The sequence below is a fragment of the Brevundimonas sp. genome (genome assembly GCF_029946145.1).
In the GTDB taxonomy this organism is placed as follows: Bacteria; Pseudomonadota; Alphaproteobacteria; order Caulobacterales; family Caulobacteraceae; genus Brevundimonas.
The window spans coordinates 117,532-141,029 of record NZ_JAQSDY010000025.1; the positions used below are offsets into that span (position 1 = coordinate 117,532).

Annotated in this window: 27 protein-coding genes and 1 tRNA gene; 18 read left to right on the forward strand and 10 right to left on the reverse strand. The window is 68.6% G+C overall.

Going from position 1 to position 23,498, the window contains the following annotated elements:
* Positions 1-3 precede the first annotated feature (3 nt).
* Entirely contained in the window at positions 4-411 is a 408-nt protein-coding gene (locus tag PSV23_RS11025) for a DUF983 domain-containing protein (RefSeq protein WP_300468840.1), read from the forward strand.
* A gap of 170 nt (positions 412-581) precedes the next feature.
* Here the strand turns inward: PSV23_RS11025 and PSV23_RS11030 are convergent, their stop codons facing one another.
* A complete protein-coding gene (locus PSV23_RS11030; protein ID WP_300468842.1) occupies positions 582-1,364 on the reverse strand; it encodes a hypothetical protein in 783 nt (260 codons plus the stop codon).
* A gap of 617 nt (positions 1,365-1,981) precedes the next feature.
* Here PSV23_RS11030 and PSV23_RS11035 point away from each other — a divergent pair.
* Together PSV23_RS11035 and PSV23_RS11040 are read left to right on the forward strand one after the other, a co-directional pair.
* Positions 1,982-2,662: an ATP-binding cassette domain-containing protein gene (locus tag PSV23_RS11035; RefSeq protein ID WP_300468844.1), complete on the forward strand. Its 681-nt coding sequence runs from the start codon at positions 1,982-1,984 to the stop codon at positions 2,660-2,662.
* Positions 2,659-4,071 (forward strand): hypothetical protein, encoded by a 1,413-nt coding sequence (locus PSV23_RS11040; RefSeq protein ID WP_300468846.1) that lies wholly within the window; start codon positions 2,659-2,661, stop codon positions 4,069-4,071. Before PSV23_RS11035 ends, PSV23_RS11040 begins: the two co-directional genes overlap by 4 nt.
* Positions 4,072-4,127: 56 nt before the next feature.
* On the opposite strand, the gene PSV23_RS11045 is transcribed toward PSV23_RS11040, so the two are convergent.
* Positions 4,128-4,204: transfer RNA gene (locus PSV23_RS11045), tRNA-Arg, on the reverse strand.
* Positions 4,205-4,501: 297 nt separating this feature from the next.
* Between PSV23_RS11045 and PSV23_RS11050 the strand changes: the two genes are divergently transcribed.
* Both PSV23_RS11050 and PSV23_RS11055 read left to right on the forward strand, forming a co-directional pair.
* Entirely contained in the window at positions 4,502-7,003 is a 2,502-nt protein-coding gene (locus tag PSV23_RS11050; RefSeq protein ID WP_300468946.1) for a helicase-related protein, read from the forward strand.
* A complete protein-coding gene (locus tag PSV23_RS11055) occupies positions 7,000-7,281 on the forward strand; it encodes an RNA-binding S4 domain-containing protein (RefSeq protein ID WP_300468849.1) in 282 nt (93 codons plus the stop codon). The genes PSV23_RS11050 and PSV23_RS11055 overlap by 4 nt, the downstream gene beginning before the upstream one ends.
* Positions 7,282-7,284: 3 nt before the next feature.
* Here the strand turns inward: PSV23_RS11055 and PSV23_RS11060 are convergent, their stop codons facing one another.
* Complete coding sequence (locus PSV23_RS11060; protein WP_300468851.1) at positions 7,285-7,911, reverse strand: YceI family protein; 627 nt, start codon at positions 7,909-7,911, stop codon at positions 7,285-7,287.
* A 162-nt stretch (positions 7,912-8,073) separates the two neighbouring features.
* Here PSV23_RS11060 and fdxA point away from each other — a divergent pair, with 162 nt between their 5' ends.
* From fdxA to PSV23_RS11075, 3 genes are all read left to right on the forward strand, one after another.
* Complete coding sequence (gene fdxA / locus PSV23_RS11065; protein ID WP_056619504.1) at positions 8,074-8,415, forward strand: ferredoxin FdxA; 342 nt, start codon at positions 8,074-8,076, stop codon at positions 8,413-8,415.
* A gap of 64 nt (positions 8,416-8,479) precedes the next feature.
* Positions 8,480-9,229, forward strand: a complete 750-nt coding sequence (locus PSV23_RS11070) for a DoxX family protein (RefSeq protein ID WP_300468855.1) — start codon at positions 8,480-8,482, stop codon at positions 9,227-9,229.
* Between the two features lie 255 nt (positions 9,230-9,484).
* The gene (locus tag PSV23_RS11075) at positions 9,485-10,048 is read left to right on the forward strand and encodes a CarD family transcriptional regulator (RefSeq protein ID WP_300468857.1); all 564 of its coding nucleotides are present in this window, start codon (positions 9,485-9,487) and stop codon (positions 10,046-10,048) included.
* 57 nt (positions 10,049-10,105) lie between these two features.
* Here PSV23_RS11075 and PSV23_RS11080 read toward each other — a convergent pair whose 3' ends face one another.
* Complete coding sequence (locus tag PSV23_RS11080; protein WP_300468859.1) at positions 10,106-10,405, reverse strand: cytochrome c; 300 nt, start codon at positions 10,403-10,405, stop codon at positions 10,106-10,108.
* A gap of 201 nt (positions 10,406-10,606) precedes the next feature.
* On the opposite strand from PSV23_RS11080, the gene PSV23_RS11085 reads away from it, so the two are divergent.
* Positions 10,607-10,975 (forward strand): hypothetical protein, encoded by a 369-nt coding sequence (locus PSV23_RS11085; protein WP_300468861.1) that lies wholly within the window; start codon positions 10,607-10,609, stop codon positions 10,973-10,975.
* Between the two features lie 4 nt (positions 10,976-10,979).
* Here PSV23_RS11085 and PSV23_RS11090 read toward each other — a convergent pair whose 3' ends face one another.
* A complete protein-coding gene (locus PSV23_RS11090; RefSeq protein ID WP_300468863.1) occupies positions 10,980-11,441 on the reverse strand; it encodes a DUF3617 family protein in 462 nt (153 codons plus the stop codon).
* A 217-nt stretch (positions 11,442-11,658) separates the two neighbouring features.
* Here PSV23_RS11090 and rpmB point away from each other — a divergent pair, with 217 nt between their 5' ends.
* The 3 genes from rpmB to PSV23_RS11105 all read left to right on the forward strand — a co-directional run bounded on the left by rpmB (position 11,659) and on the right by PSV23_RS11105 (position 14,424).
* Complete coding sequence (gene rpmB / locus PSV23_RS11095; protein WP_300468865.1) at positions 11,659-11,955, forward strand: 50S ribosomal protein L28; 297 nt, start codon at positions 11,659-11,661, stop codon at positions 11,953-11,955.
* Positions 11,956-12,037: 82 nt separating this feature from the next.
* A complete protein-coding gene (locus PSV23_RS11100) occupies positions 12,038-12,370 on the forward strand; it encodes an MmcQ/YjbR family DNA-binding protein (protein ID WP_300468867.1) in 333 nt (110 codons plus the stop codon).
* Positions 12,371-12,666: 296 nt separating this feature from the next.
* The gene (locus tag PSV23_RS11105; RefSeq protein WP_300468869.1) at positions 12,667-14,424 is read left to right on the forward strand and encodes a M1 family aminopeptidase; all 1,758 of its coding nucleotides are present in this window, start codon (positions 12,667-12,669) and stop codon (positions 14,422-14,424) included.
* Positions 14,425-14,767: 343 nt separating this feature from the next.
* Here the strand turns inward: PSV23_RS11105 and PSV23_RS11110 are convergent, their stop codons facing one another.
* Positions 14,768-15,544: a transglutaminase family protein gene (locus PSV23_RS11110; RefSeq protein WP_300468871.1), complete on the reverse strand. Its 777-nt coding sequence runs from the start codon at positions 15,542-15,544 to the stop codon at positions 14,768-14,770.
* Positions 15,545-15,659: 115 nt separating this feature from the next.
* Between PSV23_RS11110 and PSV23_RS11115 the strand changes: the two genes are divergently transcribed.
* On the forward strand, positions 15,660-16,178 hold the full coding sequence (locus PSV23_RS11115; RefSeq protein ID WP_300468873.1) for a hypothetical protein: 519 nt from the start codon (positions 15,660-15,662) through the stop codon (positions 16,176-16,178).
* A 51-nt stretch (positions 16,179-16,229) separates the two neighbouring features.
* On the opposite strand, the gene PSV23_RS11120 is transcribed toward PSV23_RS11115, so the two are convergent.
* The 3 genes from PSV23_RS11120 to PSV23_RS11130 form a co-directional block, all read right to left on the reverse strand.
* Entirely contained in the window at positions 16,230-16,790 is a 561-nt protein-coding gene (locus PSV23_RS11120) for an HNH endonuclease (protein WP_300468875.1), read from the reverse strand.
* 133 nt (positions 16,791-16,923) lie between these two features.
* Positions 16,924-17,574: a trimeric intracellular cation channel family protein gene (locus tag PSV23_RS11125; protein ID WP_300468877.1), complete on the reverse strand. Its 651-nt coding sequence runs from the start codon at positions 17,572-17,574 to the stop codon at positions 16,924-16,926.
* Positions 17,571-18,272, reverse strand: coding sequence for a DNA-3-methyladenine glycosylase (locus PSV23_RS11130; protein ID WP_300468879.1), 702 nt, complete (start codon positions 18,270-18,272; stop codon positions 17,571-17,573). Before PSV23_RS11130 ends, PSV23_RS11125 begins: the two co-directional genes overlap by 4 nt.
* A 47-nt stretch (positions 18,273-18,319) precedes the next feature.
* Between PSV23_RS11130 and PSV23_RS11135 the strand changes: the two genes are divergently transcribed.
* Entirely contained in the window at positions 18,320-19,453 is a 1,134-nt protein-coding gene (locus PSV23_RS11135; protein WP_300468881.1) for a JmjC domain-containing protein, read from the forward strand.
* A complete protein-coding gene (gluQRS, locus tag PSV23_RS11140; RefSeq protein WP_300468948.1) occupies positions 19,450-20,301 on the forward strand; it encodes a tRNA glutamyl-Q(34) synthetase GluQRS in 852 nt (283 codons plus the stop codon). Before PSV23_RS11135 ends, gluQRS begins: the two co-directional genes overlap by 4 nt.
* Here the strand turns inward: gluQRS and ppk2 are convergent, their stop codons facing one another.
* Complete coding sequence (ppk2, locus tag PSV23_RS11145; protein ID WP_300468951.1) at positions 20,302-21,045, reverse strand: polyphosphate kinase 2; 744 nt, start codon at positions 21,043-21,045, stop codon at positions 20,302-20,304.
* A gap of 129 nt (positions 21,046-21,174) precedes the next feature.
* On the opposite strand from ppk2, the gene PSV23_RS11150 reads away from it, so the two are divergent.
* From PSV23_RS11150 to PSV23_RS11160, 3 genes are all read left to right on the forward strand, one after another.
* Positions 21,175-22,269, forward strand: a complete 1,095-nt coding sequence (locus PSV23_RS11150; protein WP_300468884.1) for a serine hydrolase domain-containing protein — start codon at positions 21,175-21,177, stop codon at positions 22,267-22,269.
* Positions 22,270-22,318: 49 nt separating this feature from the next.
* Entirely contained in the window at positions 22,319-23,077 is a 759-nt protein-coding gene (locus PSV23_RS11155) for an extensin family protein (protein ID WP_300468886.1), read from the forward strand.
* Between the two features lie 203 nt (positions 23,078-23,280).
* A complete protein-coding gene (locus PSV23_RS11160; RefSeq protein ID WP_055830853.1) occupies positions 23,281-23,484 on the forward strand; it encodes a cold-shock protein in 204 nt (67 codons plus the stop codon).
* Positions 23,485-23,498 lie beyond the last annotated feature (14 nt).

Here is a 23,498-nt window from a genome sequence, read left to right on the forward strand (position 1 = left end):
ATCGTGCCCGATATCGAGTATCCACGCCTGAACACCCTTTCCACCGGCCTGCGCTGCCGCTGTCCGCGATGCGGCCAGGGGCCGTTGCTGAAGGGCTTCCTGACCATCCGGGAGGCCTGCCCCGCCTGCGGCCTGGACTACGGCTTCGCGGAACCGGCCGACGGCCCGGCCTTCTTCGGCATGAGCCTGGTCGGCGTCCTGGGCATGGTCCTGTTCATGTGGTTCGAGTTCAGCGCCCACCCCCCGATCTGGGTGCACCTGGTGGTGACCATGCCGCTGCTGGTGCTGGGCTGCCTCGGCGTGCTGCGGCCGCTGAAGGGCTGGCTGGTGTCCGAGCAATATATCCACAAGGCCGCCCCGCCCGAGTTCGAGAGCATAGGCGGACATGGCGAAGGGTCGAAGTGGCGCTGATCGCCGTTTGACTTCGGACGCGCCGGCGCGCTCCGTGCGCGGGCCTCGAGGAGGGGCGCGCCATGGACGTCGAGCGAATACTGTCGTGGCTGCTCGTTCTCGTGCCCGTCGTCGTGCTCGGCATGAGCGTCCGCATGATCCTGACGCGCAAACGGAAATAGGCTTCCGGGCTAGAGCGTCCTCGGCTCCAGGACCGAGAAGACGGCGTGGGTGGCCCCGGCCGCCTGGGCCGCCAGGGCGCGATCCGGCCGAAGATTGACCAGCAGCAACTGACTGCAGATCTGCCGCGCCACCGCCACCAGTTCAGCCGCGCTTAGCCAGTCGCGGGCGCCTTCGTGCGCCACCCCGGCGAAATCGATGGCCAGGCAATGGGCGCGGACGCCGTTCAGACGCCGCGCGGTGTCGATGTCGGGCGCGATATGCAGCACGACCCCGCGCGTCCGGGTCTGGAAATGCGCCAGGGCCTCGTCGATGATGTCCACGGGCGTGTGTTCGAGACCGCCGAACACCTCGATCAGAAGGCTTCCGGGTTCCGAACTGTGCTGAACCGCGGCGCATTGCAGCGCATAGGGACCGCGTCCGGCCGTCAGTGTCCGCCAGAAAGCCGGCACGATCCCGGTGTCGCCCGGCCCCAGCCGCAACAGACGCATGCCGTGCTCGATGGTCAGGACGTCGATCTGGTGGAGGTCGTCGAGCTCCAGCGTCTTCCGTTCAAAGATCGAGCGTTCGCCACAGCGCCGGATGGTGCGTTTCAGGCGCTGGCTGATCGGCGTCGAGGACGCAAGGTCGAACACCGGCTGCGAGGCCAGGGTGACGGTCAGCTCACAGCGTGAGCGGGTCGCCGTTGAAAAGGTGATGCTTTCGTACGGCGTGCCGAAGGCCCGCCGTTGCGGGGTCGCCCCCGGGTCCGCTTCCTCGCGCAAACGCCCATACCCGCCGTCGCCCCGTCCCACATGCATGTCCTGCCAGCCCCGATTTGAACCTTTCCGTCACGTCTCAATGAACGCTGATAGATTAACTCAAACCTTACCCGTCTGGTTAAACGACGACATTAATACAGTAATGATATTTAAAAATACGTAAATGACTACAATTTTCGATAAATTTTTCGGTCGGCCCGGTCAATTTTACAGTGATCGATTCAGATATCGCTCTCGTATTTTGGCAGTAGAATCAAGTTTGCTAGCAGGCGGCGACGCATTTACTTCTATAGAGAGCAAATATAAAGCGCGAAACTATCAATCAATCCATAAAACTATCACATCTCCAAGGCGACAACTTCGCCGCCGCTGAGAAAAGGTGAATGGAGACGCGCTGAAAGATAGAAAACTATACTTATCTCTACCGGAACGTGCGTAATGACGGGCCTGTCGCGCAAAGTCCGGTAAACAGGGAAACCATTTTCAGCCGACCAAAACCTGTGGATGGTCGACGCCATCCAGCCGGCGGGTTTCGCGAAATGGAAGAGGTGTCGGAACCGCGCCTTACCGGGATGTCATGACCGAGGATTAACTGGCGCCGCCGGCGCTCCCGCTCATACAGGGTCCCTGGGGTCGGCTGGATCTCGCAGATGTCCGATCCCGTCATGAGCGACACGACCCCGTCCCTGCGCCTTGAAGACGTTTCGAGGCGGTATGGCCGCAAGCCGGTGCTGCAGGACGTGAGCCACACCTTCCCCCGTGGCCTGACCCTGCTGACCGGGCCCAGCGGCGCGGGAAAATCGACCCTGCTGCGGCTCTGCGCGACGGCGGAAAGGCCCAGCGCCGGCACGCTGTACTGGGAGGGCAAGGCCCTGCCGGGCGCCCGCGGCCAGCTGCGGCGTTCGCTGGGTTACGCCCCGCAGGCGGTGGACCTGCCGGAGGATCTGACCGCCCGCGAATTCGGCCTGCACATGGCGGCCCTGAAGGGCCTGAACACGCGCGACGCCGACGCCCAGTTCCGCATGCTGCTCGACGCGCTGAACCTGGGCAGCGACGCCAACGGCAGAATCTCGACCTTCTCGGGCGGCATGCGCCGGCGGCTGGTGTTCGCCCAGGCCCTGCTCGGATCGCCCCGCCTGCTGGCGCTGGACGAACCCACGGCCGAACTGGACGGCGAGTCGCGCGAGCGGGTCGGCGCCCTGATCAGCCGCGCGGCGCAGACCGCCGTGGTCATCATGACCTCCCATCTTGCGGATTCCATCAGCGGCGGCAGGACCGTGCTGCGGGTCGAGGGCGGCAAGCTGGCCCCCGTCGCCGGAGCGTCCGCGTGAGCCTTGCCGTCGTCAGATCGTCCCTGACCACCTCGCTGGCCCGCTACGGCCGGAGCATGGGGCTGTGGATCCTGCTGCTGGTGGCGCCGGTCGGGGCGCGGTTCATGATCGCGGCGCGGGGGGCGGATGCGACGCTGATCGCGGTGGACAACCGCGTGCCGTGGCTGACCTCGCCGGTGCTGGGCGTCACCCTGGGGGTGGTCATCGCCACCCTGTTGCTGCCCGTGGCCTTCATCTACCTCCGGTCCAACGCGACCCGTCGCCAGCCCTGGCAGGTGGAAGAGGTCAGCCCCGCCGGCCGCGTCTCCATCGCCTATGGCCGCTGGCTGGCTGACATCGCCGTGCTGGCCGCGGTGCTGGCGGCGACGACGGCGGCGGGCTGTCTTCTGGCCGTGCTGCTGCTGCCGCTGAACGAGGTCGACCCCGCCAGCATCATCCTGACCCTGTGGGTCATCGCGGCCCCGCCGGTGGCCATGGTCGCCTCCCTGCGTCTGCTCCTCGACGCCCGCCGCTGGACCCGCGGCCCGCTGGGCGAGGTTCTGTTCTTTGTGTTCTGGATGGGCTCGCTGGTGCTGGTGATGGTCGGCGGACAGGCCGGCGGATACGCCGCCAACATGACCGACCTGCCCGGCTTCATGTCGCCGATCAGCTACGGCCAGGGCGGGACCGACAACTTCATCATCGGCGGAGCGGAGATCCCGCCCGGCAGCGCGCCGATCCACCTGGACGTCATGAGCGGCGTCATGGCCGACGGCTATCTGGCCGCTCGCCTCAGCTGGCTGGGCATGGCCGCCCTGATCCCGCTGCTGGCGGGGTTGATCTATGCGCCCCATGCCGCCGGCAAGACCCGCAAGACCGCCGCCTGGCTCAAATTCCTGGAGCCCGGTCGGGCGCGACCCGCCGATCCCGGCGCCAGGCCCGCCCGCGCCGGAATGCTGCCGGGCGTGGCGCTGATCGTCGCCGAGGCCCGGCTGATGGCCGGCAACCGCAAGGGCCTGCTGGCCATGGCCGTGGTGGCTGCGGCCGGCCTGTTCGCCCCCTGGTCGACGTTAGCCGGGCCGGCGGCGATGCTGCTGCTCGTGTTCGCGACCACGGCCCATGCGGGCCGCAGCGAGCAGAAGGGCCTGCTGGCCCTGACCACGACCGCCGCCCTCTCCCCGGCCGCGCGCCGGATCGCCTTCGTGCTGGCCGGAACGGCGCTGGCGCTGGCGATGGCCGCCCCGGCGGCGGCGAGCGGGCTGATGGCCGGCGACACACGGGTCCTGCTGGAAGCCGCCGCCGTCGGCGCCGCCACCTCGGCGACCGCCATCATCCTCGGCGCCCTGACCCGCTCGGCGACGGCGCCGCGACTGGTGCTGTTGATCGCCTGGTATTTCTACCTGAACGCGGGCGGGGCGGCGGCCGGCTGACGGAACCCCCGAACCCCGCGCTGTTGCGGGCCGGTCTGACTTGCTCCGGCAGGAGATGGCGACCCCGGAGGGACTCGAACCCCCGACCTCTGCTTTAGGAAAGCCTTGCTCTATCCGGCTGAGCTACGGGGCCACGCCGCGTTGACCTAGCGGCTGGGACGGCGGCGGGGAAGCCGCCAGATGCGATTTCCGCCGCGCGCGACCGGACCACGCTTTGAGGACGCCCGCGCGCCGCCTTTCGCGTTGTGCTTAAGAGCCGTTAAGATACAATATCTTGGGGTGAACAAACCCCGAATCGGGCCGTGTCGGTGATTCGGTCCTGATTCGTTTCGCCCCTGTTCCGCCGAAACAGCCCTGGCCGTTCACACCTCGCGGAAAGCGTATGGCGGCGCTTGAGGAACCGGGCGGGAAGAGCCACCTTTTCCACATCATGAGCGACCGCGGCACAGGACAGGCCCCCTCGCGCGTCGTCGCGGTTCTGGGGCCCACCAACACCGGCAAGACCCATCTGGCGGTCGAGCGGATGCTGGGCCACGCCTCGGGCATGATCGGCCTGCCGCTGCGGCTGCTGGCGCGCGAGATCTACGACCGGATCGTCAAGCGGCGCGGGGCGGCGGCCGTGGCCCTGGTGACCGGCGAGGAAAAGATCGTCCCGCCGCGGGCCGTCTATTTCGTCTGCACCGTCGAGGCCATGCCGATGGAGCGGTCGGTCGAGTTCCTGGCCGTCGACGAGATCCAGCTGGTCGCCGATCCCGAGCGTGGCCACGTCTTCACCCAGCGGCTGCTGCACGCGCGAGGCCGGTTCGAGACCATGTTCCTGGGGGCCGGAACCATGGCGCCCTTGATCCGGGCGCTGGTTCCCGACGTCGAGATCGTGAAGCGCGAGCGCCTGTCGACCCTGAGCTACGCCGGGTCGAAGAAGTTGACCCGCCTGCCCGCCCGCAGCGCCATTGTCGCCTTCAGCACCGAGCAGGTCTACGCCATCGCCGAGCTGATCCGGCGCCAGCGCGGCGGCGCGGCCGTGGTGATGGGCAGCCTGTCGCCCCGCACCCGCAACGCCCAGGTCGAGCTGTTCCAGTCGGGCGAGGTCGACTTCCTGGTCGCCACCGACGCGATCGGCATGGGTCTGAACATGGAGGTCGACCATGTCGCCTTCGCCGGCCTGCGCAAATTCGACGGCCGCCGCACCCGCTGGCTGCACGCCCATGAGATCGGCCAGATCGCCGGCCGCGCCGGCCGTCACCTGCGCGACGGGACCTTCGGCGTCACCGGCGAGTCGCTGGAACTGGATCCGGACCTGGTCGAACAGGTGGTCGAGCACCGCTTCGATCCGGTCGAGGGGGCGGAATGGCGCAACGCCCGGCTGGATTTCGACACCCTGCCCGACCTGCTGCGGTCGCTGGTCGTCACCCCGGGCCGGACGGGTCTGGGCCTGACCCGGCCGGCGCTGGACGAAACCCTGCTGCGCCGCCTGATCAAGGACGAGGAGGTGGCCCGCATCGGCCGGTCGCGCGGCGCGATCATGCGGCTGTGGGAGGCCTGCCAGCTGCCCGACTTCCAGAAGACGACGCTGGACGAGCACGGCCGGCTGTCGAAGGAAATCTTCCAGGCCCTGACCGGCAGGCGCGGCCGCCTGACGGAAGACTGGATCGCGCCGCGCTTCGCCGAACTGGACCGCGACGACGGCCAGATCGACCAGCTATCGGCCCGCCTCAGCGGCGTGCGCACCCTCAGCTACATCGCCAACCGCCCCGACTGGCTGGATCAGGCGCAAGGGTGGCGCGACCGCACCAAGGCCCTGGAGGAGCGTCTGTCCGATGTGTTGCACGAGCGGCTGACCGCGCGCTTCGTGGACCGGCGCACCACCGCCCTGATGCGGGCCCTGAACGTGCGCGAGGACGCGGTCGCGGACGTCGACGCCGAAGGGGCCGTGGTCGTCGAGGGCCACGCCGTCGGTCGGCTGAGCGGCGTGGATTTCCAGATCGACAAGGGTTCGTCCGCGCTGGAGGACCGCGCCCTGCGTCACGCCGCGCGGCAGGCGGTGACGCCCGAGATCGCGCGCCGGCTGGGCCGGTTGGCGGCGGATGGGGACGAGGCGTTCGCGGTCACCCCCGACGGCGCGGTGCTGTGGGGGGGCGTCCAGGCCGGTCAGGTCACCGGCGGCGACTGGTTCGCCCCCCGGGTGCGGCTGTTGGGCGAGTTGGGCCCGGCGGCGGCGCGTGAGCGGGCCCAACGGCGGCTGGAGGCCTGGCTGGCCGGCGAGGCGGGCCGGGCCTTGCGGCCGCTGCGGCGGTTGAAGACGGCCATCGAGAGCGGGGCGCTGAAAGGTCTGCCGCGCGGGGTCGCCTTCCGTCTGCTGGAGGCCGGCGGCGTCATCGACCGGCGCGACGTGGACCGCGACCTGGCGGCGCTCAGCCAGGTCGAACGGCGCACCTTGAAGACGTTCGGCGTGCGCATCGGACTTCATTCGGTCTGGCTGCCGGTCTTGCTGAAAAGCCGGGCGCGGGCGCTGGCCCAGGCGTTTGTGGCCGGCGAGACCTTGGGGCCGCGCGCGGCGCGCTTGTCGCTGTTGTCGGAGCCGCCGCCATCGCCCCGCGCCCTGGCGGCGTTCGGCCTGCGCGCCGCCGGCCGATTCGCGGCCCCGGTCGAACTGCTGGAGGCGCTGACGGAACGGCGGGCCAGGGGAAAGGGCCTGTTGAGCGACGCCGACCTGACCGAACTGGGCGTGACGCTGGACGAAGCCAGGGCCCTGGCGGCGGCGGTGAAGGCCACCCGCGCCCAACAGCCGGACCGGGACGCGTCCCGGACCCGGCCGGTGAAGGATTCCCCGTTCGCCATCCTGTCGGCGCTGACCGCTCCGCCGGCGCTGGCGGCCCGTCCCAAACGCCGCCGGCCGCGCCGCGCCCGCCCCGCCTCGACCGGAACCGCATGAGCGAAACGGGGTGCCGGGTCGATGTCTGGCTGTGGCGCGCGCGCTTCGCCAGGACACGCTCACTCGCCGCGACCATGGTGGAGCGCGGCGTGGTGCGGCTGACTCACCAGGGCCGGCAGATGCGCCTCGACAAGCCCAGCCGCTGCGTTCACGTCGGAGACAGCCTGGTGTTCGCCATCGGCGGCCGGCTGGTCGATCTCAAGGTGGAATCGCTCGGCGAACGGCGCGGGCCCGCCGAAGAGGCCCGCGCCCTGTATGTCCTGACAGAGGCGGACTGACCGCTATTGCTGCAGGACGAACTCGCCCTCGATGTGCAGCTTGACCTCGTCGGACACGGCCGGAAGGGCGTAGTTGACGCCGAAGTCGGAGCGTTTGATCGTGGCTTCGCCGTCGAAGCCGGTCTTGTAGGTATTGCCCATCGACGGACCGGCCTGGTTGAATTCGACCTCCATGGTCACCGGCTTGGTCACGCCGCGCAGGGTCAGGTCGCCGATGACGGTGGCTTCGTTGGCGTCGTCGGAATCGACGGTCACCGAGCGCGAAACGAAGGTGGCCACGGGATGGTTGGCGGTGTCGAAGAAATCAGCCGTCTGCAGGTGAGCCTTCAGCCCGTCCGAGTTCGGGTCCACGTCGGTCAGGGGAATGGTGGCGGTGAGGGTCGAGGCGGACGGGTTGGCGGGGTCCAGGTTCAACGTCGCCTGCACGTTCACGAACTGGCCGTAGTAGGTCGAGAAGCCGAGGTGGTTGACGGACCAGGTGATCTTGCCGTGGGCGGAATCCAGCGCGTAGGCGCCGGCGCGGACTTCGGCGGGCGCTTGCGTGGCCTGGGTCCGGGCGACGACGGCGCCGGAAGTCAGCAGGGCGAGGGCGGCGACGCCGCCGAGGGCGGTGAGGGCGAGGCGAGTCATGGTGGCTCCTTCGGAAACAGGGCTATCTGCAATCAGAACTGTAACAGATAGCGCCGCGAAGCGTTCCGGCAAGGGCTGCGGCGTCGACTTCTGTTGACACTTGGGGTGCGCGGAGTCATCTGCGCAGCCCCGGCCTCCCCCCAGGAACCCCTCGCTCCGCCCATGACCTACATCGTCACCGACGCCTGCGTGAAATGTAAGTTCATGGACTGCGTCGAGGTCTGCCCGGTCGACTGCTTCTACGAGGGGGAGAATTTCCTCGTCATCGCCCCGGACGAATGCATCGACTGCGGCGTCTGCGAGCCGGAATGCCCGGTCGACGCCATCGTGCCCGACACCGAGGACGAGCCCGACGGCAAATGGCTGATCGTCAACGCCGAATACGCCAAGGTCTGGCCCAACATCACCGTCAAGGGCACGCCGCCGGCTGACGCCGAACAGTTCGAGCGCGAGACCGGCAAGTTCGAGAAATACTTCTCCGAGAAGCCCGGCAAGGGTTCCTGAACGCCGTTTCTTGCAAGCCCGGTCGCGTCTGACGTGATGTAGTGCGCATGGGAGGGCTGTCGTCATGCGCTATGTTGATGCGAACCTCGGCGCGCCGGGCCGATGGATGCTGGCGGCGGGGCTGATCGGTTTCGGACTGGTCGGCCTGTATTTCCAGCACTCGATCGACGGGCTGCAACCGTTCGATCTGCAGGTCCCCTGGGTCTGGCTGAACAGCGCCATTCTTGTACTGGGCGGCATCGGACTGGCCTGGAATCGGGTCTCGGCGAAGGCGGCACTGGTTCTGTGGGGCCTGCTGACCGTGCTGCTGTTCGTGCACGCGCCGGGACTGGTCGCAGAACCCGCCGACCCCGTGCGATGGGTCTCGGCGATGGAGGTGCTGGGTCTGCTGGCGGCCTGCATGCTGGTGGCCGCGCCGGCTCGGACCGACTTCCGGCTGGCGGCCCGGATCGCGGTGGGCCTGATGCTGATCGTCTTCGGCGCCGTGCACTGGCTCTATGCCGACGCCGTAGCCGGAATGATCCCGGACTGGATGCCGGGCCGGGCGATCTGGCCGCTGTTCACCGGGACCGCGAATATCGCCGCCGGACTGGCCATCGCCTCGGGCGTGCTTGCGCGACCGGCCTCGGCCCTGGTCGGAGCCATGTTCGCCTCCTGGATCGTCCTCGTGCACGCGCCGCGACTGTTGGCCGCGCCGGGCGAACGCAGCGAATGGGTCGCAGGCGCGCTGGCCTTCGCCCTGACGGGGGTCGCGTGGACGGTGAACGGGGCCCTGCACCGATCCGGTGGGGATTTACAGTCCCGGTCACGCTGACGCTGTGGACGTTTTGAATTTCTGCAATTTTGTGATATGTTCCTGTCATTGGGTCGGGCGGTAAGCGATTTCTTCGCGCCGCCCGCGTTTGCGACAGAACTCCGCCCACGAAGGCGGAGTCGGCCAGAGGTTTGGTGATCCGTTTCCGCTCCTGACGACTGATACAGCTGCGCCGCCGACGGTCCGCCGTCGATGGAGAGCGCAGCCGTCACTTGCGTTGCCGTCTCATCCACCCTGCGTCGGGAAAGGAATGACATGACGAACAAGACTGGTCTGGAATTCAAGGTTGGCGACGCGGTCGTCTATCCGGCGCACGGCGTCGGCAAGGTGGCGGCCGTCGAGACCCAGGAAGTCGCGGGCATGTCGCTGGAGGTCTATGTCGTGACCTTCGACCACGAGAAGATGACCCTGCGCGTCCCGACCAAGAAGGCGAAGACCGCCGGCCTGCGCTCGCTGGCCGCCGACGACGTCGTGATCAAGGCGCTGACGACCCTCAAGGGCCGCGCCCGCGTCAAGCGCACCATGTGGTCGCGTCGGGCCCAGGAATACGAAGCCAAGATCAACTCGGGCGACCTGATCTCGATCGCCGAGGTGGTTCGCGACCTGCACCGCGCCGACAGCCAGCCGGAACAGTCCTATTCGGAGCGTCAGCTCTATGAATCGGCCCTCGACCGCATGGCCCGCGAAGTCGCCGCCGCCAACCGCATCGACAAGGACGCCGCCGTCCAGCTGCTGGCCAAGTCGCTGAGCGCCAAGAAGGCCGTCATCGCCGCCGCCGAAGCCGCGGAAGAAGCCGAGGCCGAGGCCGAAGCCGCCTGATCCGGCGACCTCGCCGAATGACGAAAGGCCCGGGAGCGATCCCGGGCCTTTTGCAATTCACCGGCCCGGGCCGGTCCCGGAGACGTTTTCGAGGTAGGCGATCACATCGGCGATCTGGCCCGGCTGAAATTCGAACGCCGGCATGGCGGGGTGGGCCGTGACCAGCCCCTCGGCAAAGGCCTCCTGCAGATCCCGTACGGGGTACAGCACGCCCATGTCGCGGAACGGCGGCGCGGCGGCCATCGGACTGTCCCCGGACCGTTCAACGGCGTGGCAACCCGCGCAGTTCTGTCGCACCAGGACCGCGCCCCGGTCCGCCGATCCCATGATGACGGGCTCGGTTCCGTTCTGGCGCACGGCCTCCCCGGCGCAGCCTGCGAGCGCCAACGCTCCCAGCAAGATACATAGTCGACCCGTCATCGTCTCGATCTCCCTGTCCGGCCGGTTTCCTTTAGCACAACGGACCCGCGTCCCGCTTGATCCATAGCAAGACGGAAAGCACGGTCACGCGTTATGCTGCGGATATCGACATCCGGTTCCAGCGCGAGAGCACCCCCCATGACCCAATTCCACCACGTCCGACTTGAACTCGCGCGCGAGCCCGGCCATCCGGCGGGCGACCCGACGGAAGGCTATGACATCGTCGCGCCGCTGGACGCCGACGGCCGGCTGGACGGAGAGGCCCTGCGCGCCGAGCCGGAGCGCGGCCATGTGCGGCATTTCTCTGACGGCCAGACGATCGGGACCGGCCGCCTCCAGCACGGCCCCGGCGGCAGCTGGACCCTGGACCTCGAAGGGAGCGACTCCGCCGATGCTCGCGGGTTCCGCTTCGGCGAAGAGCGGTTCGTCGCCGGGGAATACGTCAGCCTGACCCTGCCCTCCGGCGAACAGCACACCTATGTCGTGGCCCGGGTGGCCGAGGTCTGACCGCCTAGAAATATTCGGCGTTCGCCGGGCACTGGGCGGCCAGGCGGCGCGCGGTGATGCTGGCCGGGATATAGGGGGTGCCGCGGGCGATCTGCGCGCCCCCGCGGAACGAGAAACTCTCCTGCTGGTAGGAGCCGTTCAGGCGGACGTTGACGCGCCGCCCCTTGCGGTCCTGGCAAACGCCTTCGAAATGAGCGTTGCCGTCGCCGACCTCACGCACCGGATAGGTGCATTGCCAGTGGCGCGTCGACAGGCCGCCGAAGAAGCGGTTGATCTCGCTGGGGCGGACGCATTTGGTTTCCGTGTCGCCCTGCCCCAGCGCGCGGGCCGTGTATTCCCAGTATCCGGGCAGCACGGGCTGGGACGCGGACTGGACCGGCGCGGCCGGGCCGGCCATCGGCGCGCTGGCCATCAGCAAGGCGCCGACGAGGACGGGGGCGGTGCGGATCAGGACGGGCATCTTCATGGGACGGACCTTCGGCGGCGGAGCTTCACCGCATGGATAGAGACGATATATGGCGGGATTTGAACGGCAGCTGAACGCGCTGACGACCGCCACAAGCCTTGACGCGGCGCGGTGACTTCCACTATACGGCCCCCTCTCGCGCGGGGACCCCGTCCCTGCGCGCCTTTGTTTCATGCGACCGCATCCTTCCGCGGGCCGCTCCGTCAAGGATAGTCAGATGTCGCGTCGCTGCGAACTCACCGGTATCGGCCCCATGGTCGGCCACAGCGTGAGCCACTCGAACGTCAAGACCAAGCGCCGCTTCCTGCCGTCGCTGAAGACGGTCAAGGTCGCCTCGGAAGCCCTGGGCCAGTCGTTCAGCCTGCGGATCTCGAACGCCGCCCTGCGCACCCTCGACTACAAGGGCGGCCTGGACCCGTTCATCGTCAAGGCCAGGGACGAGCAGCTCTCGACCGCCGCCCAGCGCATCAAGCGCCAGGTGAAGGCCAAGCTGGCCGAGCAAGCCGCCGCCTGATCGGGCGACGCTGCTGAAGATTTGAAGAGGCCGGCGGAAACGCCGGCCTTTTTCTTTGGCCGCGAGGTGGCAAACTGCCGCCATGACCCGCGACGAGATGTACGCCTACGCCCTGTCCCTGCCCGAGGTTGAGGAATCGACCGTGCACGGGGCCCGCTGCGTGCGCCTGCGGGGCAAGCTGCTGATCAACGACACCCGCCTGCCCGAGGCCGTCTCCCTGTCGCTCGATCATGGCGACATCGACCTTCTGATGGAGACCGAGCCGCAGACGTACTTCAAGACGCCGCATTTCGAGGGCTGGCCGGCGGTGCTGGTGCGCTACGAGGCCGCCGACGACGATCGCCTGCGCGAACAGGTCGACAAGGCCTGGGCCCGGCGCGCGACAAGAGCCCAGCGAAAGGCGCGGGGCCTGTAGGGCGGACTCCATGCTCGCCCTCCAGACTTTCGTCATTCTCCGGCGAGCGCAGCGAGACCGGGGAACCCAGCGGCGCGCGTGAGCGCGACCCTGTCGCGGACACGGTGCGTGGACAGCCCGCCTTCGGCGCCGCCGGGTCCCCCGATCTGCGCCGCGAAGGCGCTGCTTGTCGGAGGATGACGAAAGGGGAAGGAAGCTGCGGTCACCAACACCCGAGGTGAATACAGCCTCGGGCTTTCGGGTTGCGCGGCCCACCCGCCCGTCTAGGCTGGGCCCCAGTCCTCGGGGAGCCGTTCGTGTCCTTCACCGCCTGCCGCGCCGCCCTGACCGGCGCCTCCCTGCTCTCCCTCGCCGCCTGCGCCACGGCGCCGGCGGGGACGACCGTGCCGCCCTCGACCGAACCCGCCGTCGTCGTCGCGCCGGTGCGTGAATCGACCCCCTTCACCCTCGGGACCGACCAGCCGCGCACGCCGGAACAGCTGGCCATGGCGTTCGACAGGGCCGACCTGTCGATCAAGGTCCTCCCGGACGACAAGGCCATCGACGCCGTCGCCGTGCTGGACTTCACCGCCACCGCTCCGCTGACCGCCGTGGTGGTCGAGCTGGACACCCTGCTGACCGTCTCGTCGGTCCAGGTCGACGGGCGCGAGGTCGCTCCGGGCGACTGGACCAATCCCGAGGGCCGGATGACCATCCCCCTGCCCCGCCCGCTGGCCGCCGGAGAAAAGGTCTCGGTGCGGATCGCCTACGCGGGTCAGCCGCGCACGGCCCCTCACGCCCCTTGGGACGGCGGCTTCGTCTGGGCCAATACGGCGGACGGGACGCCGTGGATCGCCACCGCCGTCCAGCCCGAGGGCTGCGACCTGTTCTGGCCCTGTATCGACAGTCCGCTGGCCGAGCCGAAGCGGGTCGATCTGCACATCACCGTGCCGTCGAATCTTTCGGCCCCGTCCAACGGTCGCTTCCTCGGCACGGTCGACCATGGCGACGGCTGGACGACCTGGAACTGGTCGGCCGCCCATCCCAACACCTACGCCATCGCCCTGAACATCGGCCCCTACGTCGAGCTGAAGTCCGACTACCGCAGCCGCTTCGGCAACACCGTTCCCATGTCCTACTGGCATCTGCGGTCTGACGACCCGGCCAGGGCCCGGGCCCTGTTCGCCCAGTTCGCCCCGATGATGGACTTCTACGAGGCCACGGTCGGCCCCTACCCCTTCGGCGACGAGAAGATGGGCGTGGTCGAGACGCCGCACCTGGGCATGGAGCATCAGACGATCAACGCCTACGGCAACGAATACAAACTCGACGGGCGGGGCTTCGACTGGCTGTTGCACCACGAGCTGAGCCACGAGTGGTTCGGCAACCAGCTGACCAACCGCAACGCCGACGACATGTGGCTGCACGAGGGGTTCGGCAGCTATATGCAGCCGCTCTACGACCGCTGGCTGAACGGCGACCGCTTCATGCAGGCCAGCCTGCTCGAGCACCGCCGCGACCTGATCAACAAATTCCCGGTCGTCTCCGGCACGATCAAGTCCGAGGACGAGGTCTACAAGGGCGACGTCGGCCCCGGCCTGGACATCTACAACAAGGGCTCGCTGATCGCCCATTCGCTGCGGATGCTGATCGGCGACGAGGCCTTTTTCCGCTCGGTGACGCGCATCGTCTACGGCACGGCCGAGCCTCGGCCCGGCCAGTTCCAGCCGCGCTACGGCACGACCGACGAACTGCTGGCCATCGTCAATGAGGAGGCGGGCCGCGACCTGACCTGGTTCTTCCGCGGCTATCTCTACAACGCCGCCCTGCCCGACCTGAGGCAGACGCGGGACGGGGGCGACCTCGTTCTGGAATGGACTACGGGCGACGGCGGGGACTTCCCCATGCCGGTCGAGATCGAGATCGACGGCCGCCGCCAGACGGTGGCCATGACCGGCGGCCGCGGCCGCATCGCCGCCCCGGCCGACGCCCATGTGCTGATCGACCCGGACAACAAGGTCCTGCGTCGGCTCGACTTCATTGAGGCCTGGCAAGCCGCGGGCTCGCCGGGCTAGGCCCCGTCGCCGGTCAGGACGCCTTCTCCGGACCTGTCCGGACCAGGAATTTATTCCTCCTGCCGTCTTGACCGACGGCCGGTCCATCCCATGTCAGACCGTGGAGCGCCCGATCCTCGCCCTGGTCTTTGAAAATCGAAACAACGGAACGCGGCGGCTTCAACCGCCTCCCAGGGCGGAAATTTCCGATAATCTGGCACGGTCCTGGCTCAGATGACGGCCCCCGTTTCCGGTAACAGACGGATTTCCCGGTTCTTTTGGCTGTTGGCGCCTTGGCGCGGCTGGCGCCCCGGATTTTGAAACCGCGCCACCCCAGCCCCGCTCGACCGTTTGTCGTTTGAGGCTAGACCGCTTCCGCCGTCACCGACTGGCGCACCAGCTGGCACGACCCCTGGGTGGTCAGGAAGGCGATGTCGGCCGCGTCCCGCCCGCAGGCGATGCGCACCAGTCCCTCGACCGGCGCCAGATCCGTCGGGTCGACCAGCCACCAGCCGTTCGACAGCCAGACCTCGAAGATGGCGTGGAAGTCCGGCGGGCTCAGCTGATGCGCGAAGGCGCTGACCGCCCGCGCCGGAATGCCCGACGCCCGGCACAGGGTGATGCCCATATGGGTGAAGTCGCGGCACACGCCCGCCCGGTCGATGAAGGTCCGCGCCGCCGTCGTCTCGCTGTCCGAGGCGCCCGGCTCATAGTCGATCTCGGCCTTGATCCACTCGAGGATCTTCAGCACCCGATCGCCGCCGACCGTGCCGCCGAAGGTCCGCTCGGCGAACCGCCCGAACTGGTCCGAGGGGCAATAGCGGCTGGGATTGAGATAGGTCAGGACCTCGGCCGGCAGCTCGTTCCAGTCATGCTGCACCGTCACCGGCGGAAGCCCCTTGAGGACGCCGTTGTCGACCACCGCCTGATAGGTCAGCGCCACCTCGCCCGACAGATGGGCGCGCAGGGTGCGGGCCCCGAACTCCTCGTCCTCGTCCTGGATGAAGTCGATGGCGGGCGTCGTCGTCAGGCTCTCCTCGAGCACGGTCTGACCCGGCCAGTGCGCCACCTGAATCTTGTAGATGGCGTCCGTCGGCGGGTCGAAACGGTAGACCAGATCGGCGCGGACACGGATTTTCATGAAGCCTCGGTGATCGGAGCGGCGGTGGAGGCGAACAGCCCCACGACAGGAACCCCCCGCGCGGCCGATCGTTCTCCGGGATGGGCAGGGGCCTGATTACGTGAGGACCAACACAATGAAAACGCTTGTATCAGCGACCGTGTTCACCGCCGCCCTGCTTGTCGCCGGCGGCGCTTCCGCCCAGATCGCCGGCGGTCTTGGCGGACAGATCGGCGGCTCGGTCGGCGTCGGCGTTCCGCACACCGGATCAATCACCCATGGGGTCGGTTCCATCGCGCGCGACGGCGCTCACACGACCCGCGACACCCTGCGGGATGCGCGTGAGACCGCGCGTGACGCCCGGCCCAACGCCCGGGTGAACGCCAACGCCAATGCTCGCGCCGACGCCCGCGCCAATCGTGATGGAGCCGCCGTCGACGCCGCCATCCAGACCGGAGCCATGGTCCATAGTTCGGACGGCGCCATGCTGGGCTCGGTCGTGGACGTGACGCGCAACACGGCGGGCCGGGCGACCGCCTTCGTGGTCCGCTCGGCGGACGGGGCCACCCGCACCGTCCCGGCCGGCAGCGTATCCGCGGATGGCGATGTGCTGGTGACCGGCTGGACCGAGAGCCAGTTCAACCGCCGCCGCTAGACCAGCGAAAGACAGGAAGCCCGCGCCATCGGCGCGGGCTTCCGCTTGCGATCAGGGCTCCAGCTCGATGTCCCAGTACAGATAGTCGAGCCAGCTCTGGTGCAGATAGTGGGGCGGGAAGCGGCGCCCGAACTCCTGCAGCTGCCACGCATTGGGACGATGCGGCGCGCGGCGCAGCGGCATGCCGGCCTGCTGGGGCGTGCGGCCGCCCTTGCGCAGATTGCAGGGCGAACAGGCGGCGACGATGTTCTCCCAGGTGGTGCGCCCCCCCCGCGACCGCGGCACCACATGGTCGAACGTCAGCTGTTCGGTGGCGTGGCAATACTGGCAGGTGAAGCCGTCGCGCAGGAAGACGTTGAAACGGGTGAAGGCCGGCTGCCGGTCCTGATCGACATAGTTCTTCAGCGCGATCACGCTGGGCAGGACGAATTCCATCGACGGGCTGCGAACGACCTTGTCGTAGGTGGAGACCACATCGACGCGGTCCTGATACACCGCCTTGACCACTTCCTCCCACGGCCAGATCGACAGCGGGTAGTAGGACAGCGGGCGAAAGTCGGCGTTCAGCACCAGCGCGGGCCAGCCGGACGGAGGGCGGCTCAGGACCTGCATCAGATCCTCGCCCTGCAAGTGACGATTATCAACGCGAACGGACTGAAGACGTGTCTCCTTCCATGGCTGTGATTGAAGCCTAGTCTTGATTCGACGGCTTGGCGATGACCGGTCGGCGACGGTTTCGCAACGCTCAGCCGCGCGACGGGGTCCCGGGAAAGGCGGGCAGACTCCAGCCCCAGATCAGGGCCCCGGCGCGCAGGGCGAACCCGCAGGGCGCGGCGATCAGGGCCGCGGGCCAGGCGTCCAGTCCGGCGACCCGGGCGACGACGAAAACGGTCGCGGCCAGCAGCGCCGCCGAGACGGTGATCTCCCGCCTCAACAGGATCGAGGGCTCGCCGGCCAGCAGGTCGCGCACCACCCCGCCGAAACAGGCCGTCAACGCGCCCATGACGATGCAGATCAGGGGCGCGACGTCATAGGCCTCGGCCTTGGCTGCGCCCATCACGCCGTAGGCGGCCAGGCCCAGGGCGTCGAGCCACAGCAGGGCCCGGAACCGCCACGTCCGCGCGCCCAGCATCCAGACGACCAGCGAAGCCGCGAGACAGACGGCGATATAGCGCCAGTCCTGCACCCAGAAGACCGGAGCGCCGATCAGCAGGTCCCGCAGGGTGCCGCCGCCGACGCCCGTGATCGCGCCGAAGAAGGCGAAGGTGACAAGGTCGTGTCGCTGCCGCGCCGCCGCCAGGGCTCCGGTGGCCGCGAAGACCGCGACGCCCGCGAAGTCGAGGGCGCCCAGCACGGTCTCGGGATTGGCGAGGGCGGGGTCCACGATCGGGGTCACTCTGGGTGCTTTCTCGTCTCGCGCGCGCGGCTCGCCGGGTTGAAGGGCGGACCTTCCTCCAGCACGACCTCGCCGCGCTTGACCGCCCCATACCATCCCCAAAGCAGATGCGCCGCAACGCTGCGGTGCGGTCGCCACATCTCCGCGCGGGCGTAGGCGTCCTTTTCACGCGGTCGGCTTGGCGCCCCGTCGGCCCAGCGGATCGCCTCCTGCAGGGCAATGTCGCCGGCGGGGAAGACGTCCCGCCGGCCTTCGCAGAACATCAGAAAGGTCTCGGCTGTCCATTTGCCCACGCCCTTGATGGCCACCAGCCGCTCCACCGCCTCCTCATCCGACAGGCGCTCCAGGTGATCGAAGTCGATGCGGCCGTCGGCGTGCGCCCGGGCGATCTCGTGTCCATAGGTCGCCTTCTGGATCGACAGGCCGAGACCGCGCAGGGCCTCGATTTCCGTCGCCAGCACCTTTTCGGGCGTCACCTCGCCTTCCAGCCCCTGCACGACGCGCGCCCATATGGCGGCGGCCGAGGCGACCGAAACCTGTTGCTCCACGATCATGCGGAACAGGCCCTCGAAGCCGCCGGTGCGCAGCCGCCAGTCGAAGACAGGCGTCTGGGCCAGGGCGCGTTCCAGGGCGGGATCCAGATCGGCCAGCGCGGCGCGCGCCCCGGCGATCTGTTCAGCGGTGGGAGCGGCGACCATTCGGACCTCATCGACAGGGGCTTGGGCGCGATTTATTCGTGTTCGCCATGACCAGTCTGAACGAACTGCTGCATCCGATCACCCCGGCAGAATTCCATGCGGACTATGACGACCGGAAACCGCTGCACATTCCGGCCGGCGAGGGTGCGGGGAAGCGGAGCCTTCTGGACTGGGACCGCTTCAACCTGCTGCTGGACCAGACCTCGATCTGGACCGCCCAGACCCTGAAACTGGTCCACAACGGCGAGCCGATACCGCCCGAACAATACTGCATCGACGTCACCACCCAGTCAGGCCGCTCGCTGCGGCCCTCGCCCGCCAAGGTGCAGCCGCTCCTCGCCATAGGAGCCAGCCTCATCTGCGGCGATGTTCATGAACTGACGCCCGAGCTGAAGACTGTATCCCGCGCGCTTTCCTCGACCTTCGCGGGGCTTGTCGGCGCCAATGTCTATTGCTCCTTCGGGGGTGTTCACGCGTTCGAGACCCACTTCGATCCGCACCATGTGTTCGCCGTCCAGGTGGAGGGCGAGAAGACCTGGCGGCTTTACGGCAACCGCGCGGATTCCCCGGTCGACCTCCCCACGGATCGCGTCGAGGCCCAGAGATGGTTCGCCCGGACGCGCGGGCCCCTGATGCAGGAGGTGCATATGCGGCCCGGCGACGTCCTGTATCTGCCGCGGGGCTGGTATCACGACGCCCGCACCGCCGAGGGGGCCTCGCTGCACGTGACCTTCTCGATCACGCCGCTGTACGGCCGCATCCTGTTTCGTCTGCTGGAATCGGCGGCGATGCAGGATCCGCAGTTCCGCGCCTGGCTGCACCCCGCCGTCGAGGACGGAGGCCGTCCGCTGCAGGCGCAACTCGCGGCCCTGGGCGGCAAGCTGGCGGCCCTGGCCGGCTCCGTCGCCTTCCGGGACGAGATCGCCATGGCCCAGGAGCGCCTGCTCCCGCGCGGTGAGCCCTATGCCCTGCCGGATCGCATGATCGTGACGCGTTTCCAGCGGACCGGCCTGGCCAGCCCCCGGATCACCGGACCGGCGGCGGTGGCCCTGGACTGGGCGATGACCCAGCCGTCCGTCGCTCTGGAAGACATGATCGGCCAGTTCGATTTCGTGCCCGAAGACGCCTTGAGACAGGCCCTCGCCGAGGCGGAGCGCGTGGGAGCGTTGAAGCGGATCTGATGTTCACCACCCGCTTCGCGCCCTCGCCGACTGGCCGGCTTCACCGGGGCCACGCCTTTTCGGCCCTGACGGCCTGGACGGCGGCGCGGGCGGCGGGCGGGCGGTTCCTGCTGCGGATAGAGGACATCGATCCCACACGCTGCCGGCCCGAATTCGAAGCGGCGTTACTGGACGACCTGGCTTGGCTGGGTCTGGATTGGGAGCAGTCGGTGCGACGGCAGTCGGATCATCTGACCGACTATGCGGCCGTCGTCGACGTACTGGGCCGGCGCGGTCTTCTGTACCGCTGCTTCCGCACTCGCAAGGACATCCTGGACGCCATCGGCGACGCGCCGCACGGACCCGCCGAAGCGGCGCGGCCAGGCCCGCACCCCGCGGATGAGGAATCCGCCTTCCTCGCCGAGGGTCGTCCCTTCGCCTGGCGACTGTCGCTGGATCGCGCCCGCGATCTGTTGGGCCCGCGCGCCTGGGACGCCCTGACCTTCGTCGAGGAGGGTCGCGGGCCGGCCGGCGAACGCGGCCTGATCCCGGCGCGGCCCGGGACGGCGGGCGATGTGGTCCTGGCCCGCAAGGATGCGGGGACCGCCTATCACGTCGCGGTCACTCACGATGACGCCTTGCAGGGAGTGACTCATGTCATCCGCGGCCAGGACCTGTTCGAGGCGACCCATATCCAGGTGCTGATCCAGACGCTGATGGGCTGGCCCACGCCCGTGTACCGCCATCATTCCCTCCTGGTTGGCGAAGACGGCCGGCGCTACGCAAAGCGCGACCGGTCGGTGACGCTGGGCGAACTGCGGGCGGAAGGCGTCAGCCCCGCCACGCTGAGAGCCGGGCTGGGCTTCTGATCAGGGGGCCAGCCGACCCTTGGCCCGTGCGGGGTGGAAGACCACATCGGAGTCCGGCTTCCTCTTGGCGCCCGGCCCGCCCAGCGTGTGCAGGATATGGCGAATGATGTTCAGCCGGGCCGACTTCTTGTCGTCGGTGGCGACGACAGTCCAGGGGGCGCCGCGGCTGTCCGTCTCTTCCAGCATCCGGTCGCGGGCGACACTGTAGGCGTCCCATCGGATCTGGGCTTCGGCGTCCAGCGCTGAAACCTTGAAACGCTTCAACGGGTCCTGAACACGCTCGGCCAGACGGCGGGCCTGTTCTTCCTTGCTGATATCCAGCCAGAACTTGATCAGGGTGACGCCGTCATCAACGAGCGTGCGCTCGAACCGCGGAGCGTCCTTGAGGAACTGGGCATATTGCTCGGGTTTGCAGAACCCCATGACGGACTCGACGCCGGCGCGATTGTACCAGGACCGGTTGAACAGAACGGTCTCGCCATCGGCGGGCAGATGGGCGACATAGCGCTGGAAATACCACTGCGTCAGCTCGCGGTCCGTCGGCTTCGGCAAGGCCACCACGCGCGTCTGGCGCGGCGAGGCGAATTCCGTGATCCGCTTGATGGCGCCGTCCTTGCCCGCGGCGTCGCGGCCCTCGAACACGATCAGTGTCTTTCGCCCCTCCTGGATCGTCCAGGCCTGGGTCTCGACCAGCAGCACCTGCAGTTCCAGCAGTTCGGCGTCGTAATCTTTTGATTTTCCCATGCCCTCACCGTGGACCCGTCGGCCCGGGTTCAGCAAGCGGGGGCCCATGCATCGTGATCATTAAACGCTTCTCACGTGCCCGCACCGGCGCCCGGGACCATGATGGGGATGCCTTTGGGAACTCCGACCATGATCGCCACGCGCCGCGCCCTTCTGGGGGGTTTCGCCGTCCTGCCGTTGGCGGGCGTCCTGGCGCGGGACGACCGGGACGGCCAGGCCGACGCGGCCCTTGACGCGCAGTTCGCCCGGCACGCGCCGCCGGCCATGGCCGCAGCCGTCGTCGGCCGCGATGGCCCGATCTGGTCGGGCGTGCGCGGCGTCCGGCGCGCGGGCGCCGACGAGCCGGCGACGCTGGATCAACTCTGGCACCTGGGCTCCAACGGAAAGGCGATGACAGCCGTGCTGTACGCCCGGCTGGTCGAACAGGGCCGGGCGAAATGGGGCGCGACCCTGTCCGAGCTGTTCCCCGGCGTCGCGATCGATCCAGCGCTGCAGGCGGTGACCATCGACGACCTGCTGGGCCACCGCTCGGGCCTGGCGGACCGCGACCTGATCACCCGCGGGGTCATGATGGCCGCCCATGCCGATACCCGTTCGACCCGCGACCAGCGGGTGGAGCTCGCCGCCATGGCCCTGGGCAGGACACCGACGGGAACCCGCGGGGCCTTCGCCTACGGCAACGGCAACTACATCCTCGCCGGCGCCGCCGTCGAACGGCTGGTGGACGCGGCGTGGGAAGCGACGATTCAGTCCGAGGTCTTCGATCCGCTGGGCATGGCCTCGGTCGGGCACGGCGCGCCGAAGGGCGACAATCCCTGGGGTCACCAATCGGTGGGCGATCAGCCGGCTCCCGTCGATCCCGCCGGCATCGCCGACAACCCGCCGCCCTTCGGCCCCGCCGGTCGCATGCATATGACGGTGACGGACTACGGCAAATTCCTGCGCCTTTACCTGACCGAGGGCGGCGGCCTGCTGCGGCCCGGGACCATGGCGCGGCTGACGACGCCGCACGCCGGTGCGCCCCCGGCCTATGCATACGGCTGGGGCGTGCAGCCGGGGCCGCAGCTGGGCCATGACGGGTCCAACACCCTGTGGCACGTGACGGCGCGGGTTCTGCCGGCGCGAGGCGTCGCCGTCCTGTCGGTCGCCAACCACCACGGCCGGGGCCAGCCGGCCAACCACGCCATGGTCGAGGCCCTGACCACGCTTTACGCCCCGGGCTGAACCGCCGCGCTTTCGCTCGTCACGGGGGACCGCTAAGGCTGGTCCGGCAATGAAGCGCGACTTCGCCGATTTCTGGAATCTGTTGTGGGAGCTGATGCTCGGCCTGTGCGCCGCGTTCGCCCTGCTGAACGCCTTCGCCCCGGGCCAGGACCTGCCGTGGAAGCCGCTGGACCTCAGCGATCCCATTGGCCAGGCGACCGGCGCCAAGGTGGCCGATTTCGAACTGGCCCGCACCGCCGCCCCCGAGGAAACCGCCGCCGTCACCGACGCCTGCATCCAGGTGCTGCGCGAGGCCGGGGTCACCGTCGAGCGGGCCGAGGACCGCGACGACGGCGGCTTCTGCGTCGTGCGCGGGGCGGTCAGGATCACGGGCGGCGACGTCACCCCCCTGGCCGGCAATCCCGTCATGCAGTGCCCGCTGGCGGTGCGGTACGTCATCTGGGAGCGTCAGGTGCTGCAGCCTGCGGCCGAGGCGGCGTTCGGCAGCCGGGTGGCGCGGATGAACGACGTGGGAACCTACAGCTGCCGCCGCATCTACGGCCAGACCGACACAGCCGCCCGTCCCAGCGAGCATGCCCGGGCCAACGCCCTGGACATCGGCGGCATGACCCTGGCCGACGGCCGCAAGGTTTCGGTGCTGACCGACTGGGACGGAACCGGTCCTCGGGGGGCGGAGGGCAAGGGCTTCCTGAAGCGGATCCGCGACGGCGCCTGCAAGGCGTTCTCGACGGTTCTGACGCCAGACTACAACGAGGCCCACCGCAATCACCTGCATCTGGACGGGGCTCCGCGCAGCCTCTGCGCGTAAGGGCGGGTAACGACGTTCGCGCAACGCCACGGTGTGTTTGCGGTTGACCGCCCCGGAATTGCGCGAGAAAAAGTCGCCGCAGTCCGGATTTCGCGCGGCCTCCACACCCGTGCCCGCTCCTTCGCTGAATGAGCTCGTCCAGATGGGCTGACGGGTGTCCCGTCGGGACGCCTGCCTGGCAAGCGCGTTCACGGAGACGCAATATGGCGACCGGTACGGTCAAGTGGTTCAACCCGACCAAGGGTTTCGGCTTCATCCAGCCTGACGGCGGCGGACAGGACGTTTTCGTCCATATCACCGCGGTCCAGAAGGCGGGCCTGCAAGGCCTGGATGAAAACGCCAAGGTCGAATACGAGCTGGAATCCCAGCGCGGCAAGACGTCGGCGATCGACCTGAAAATCCTCTGATCCACGACTGACAG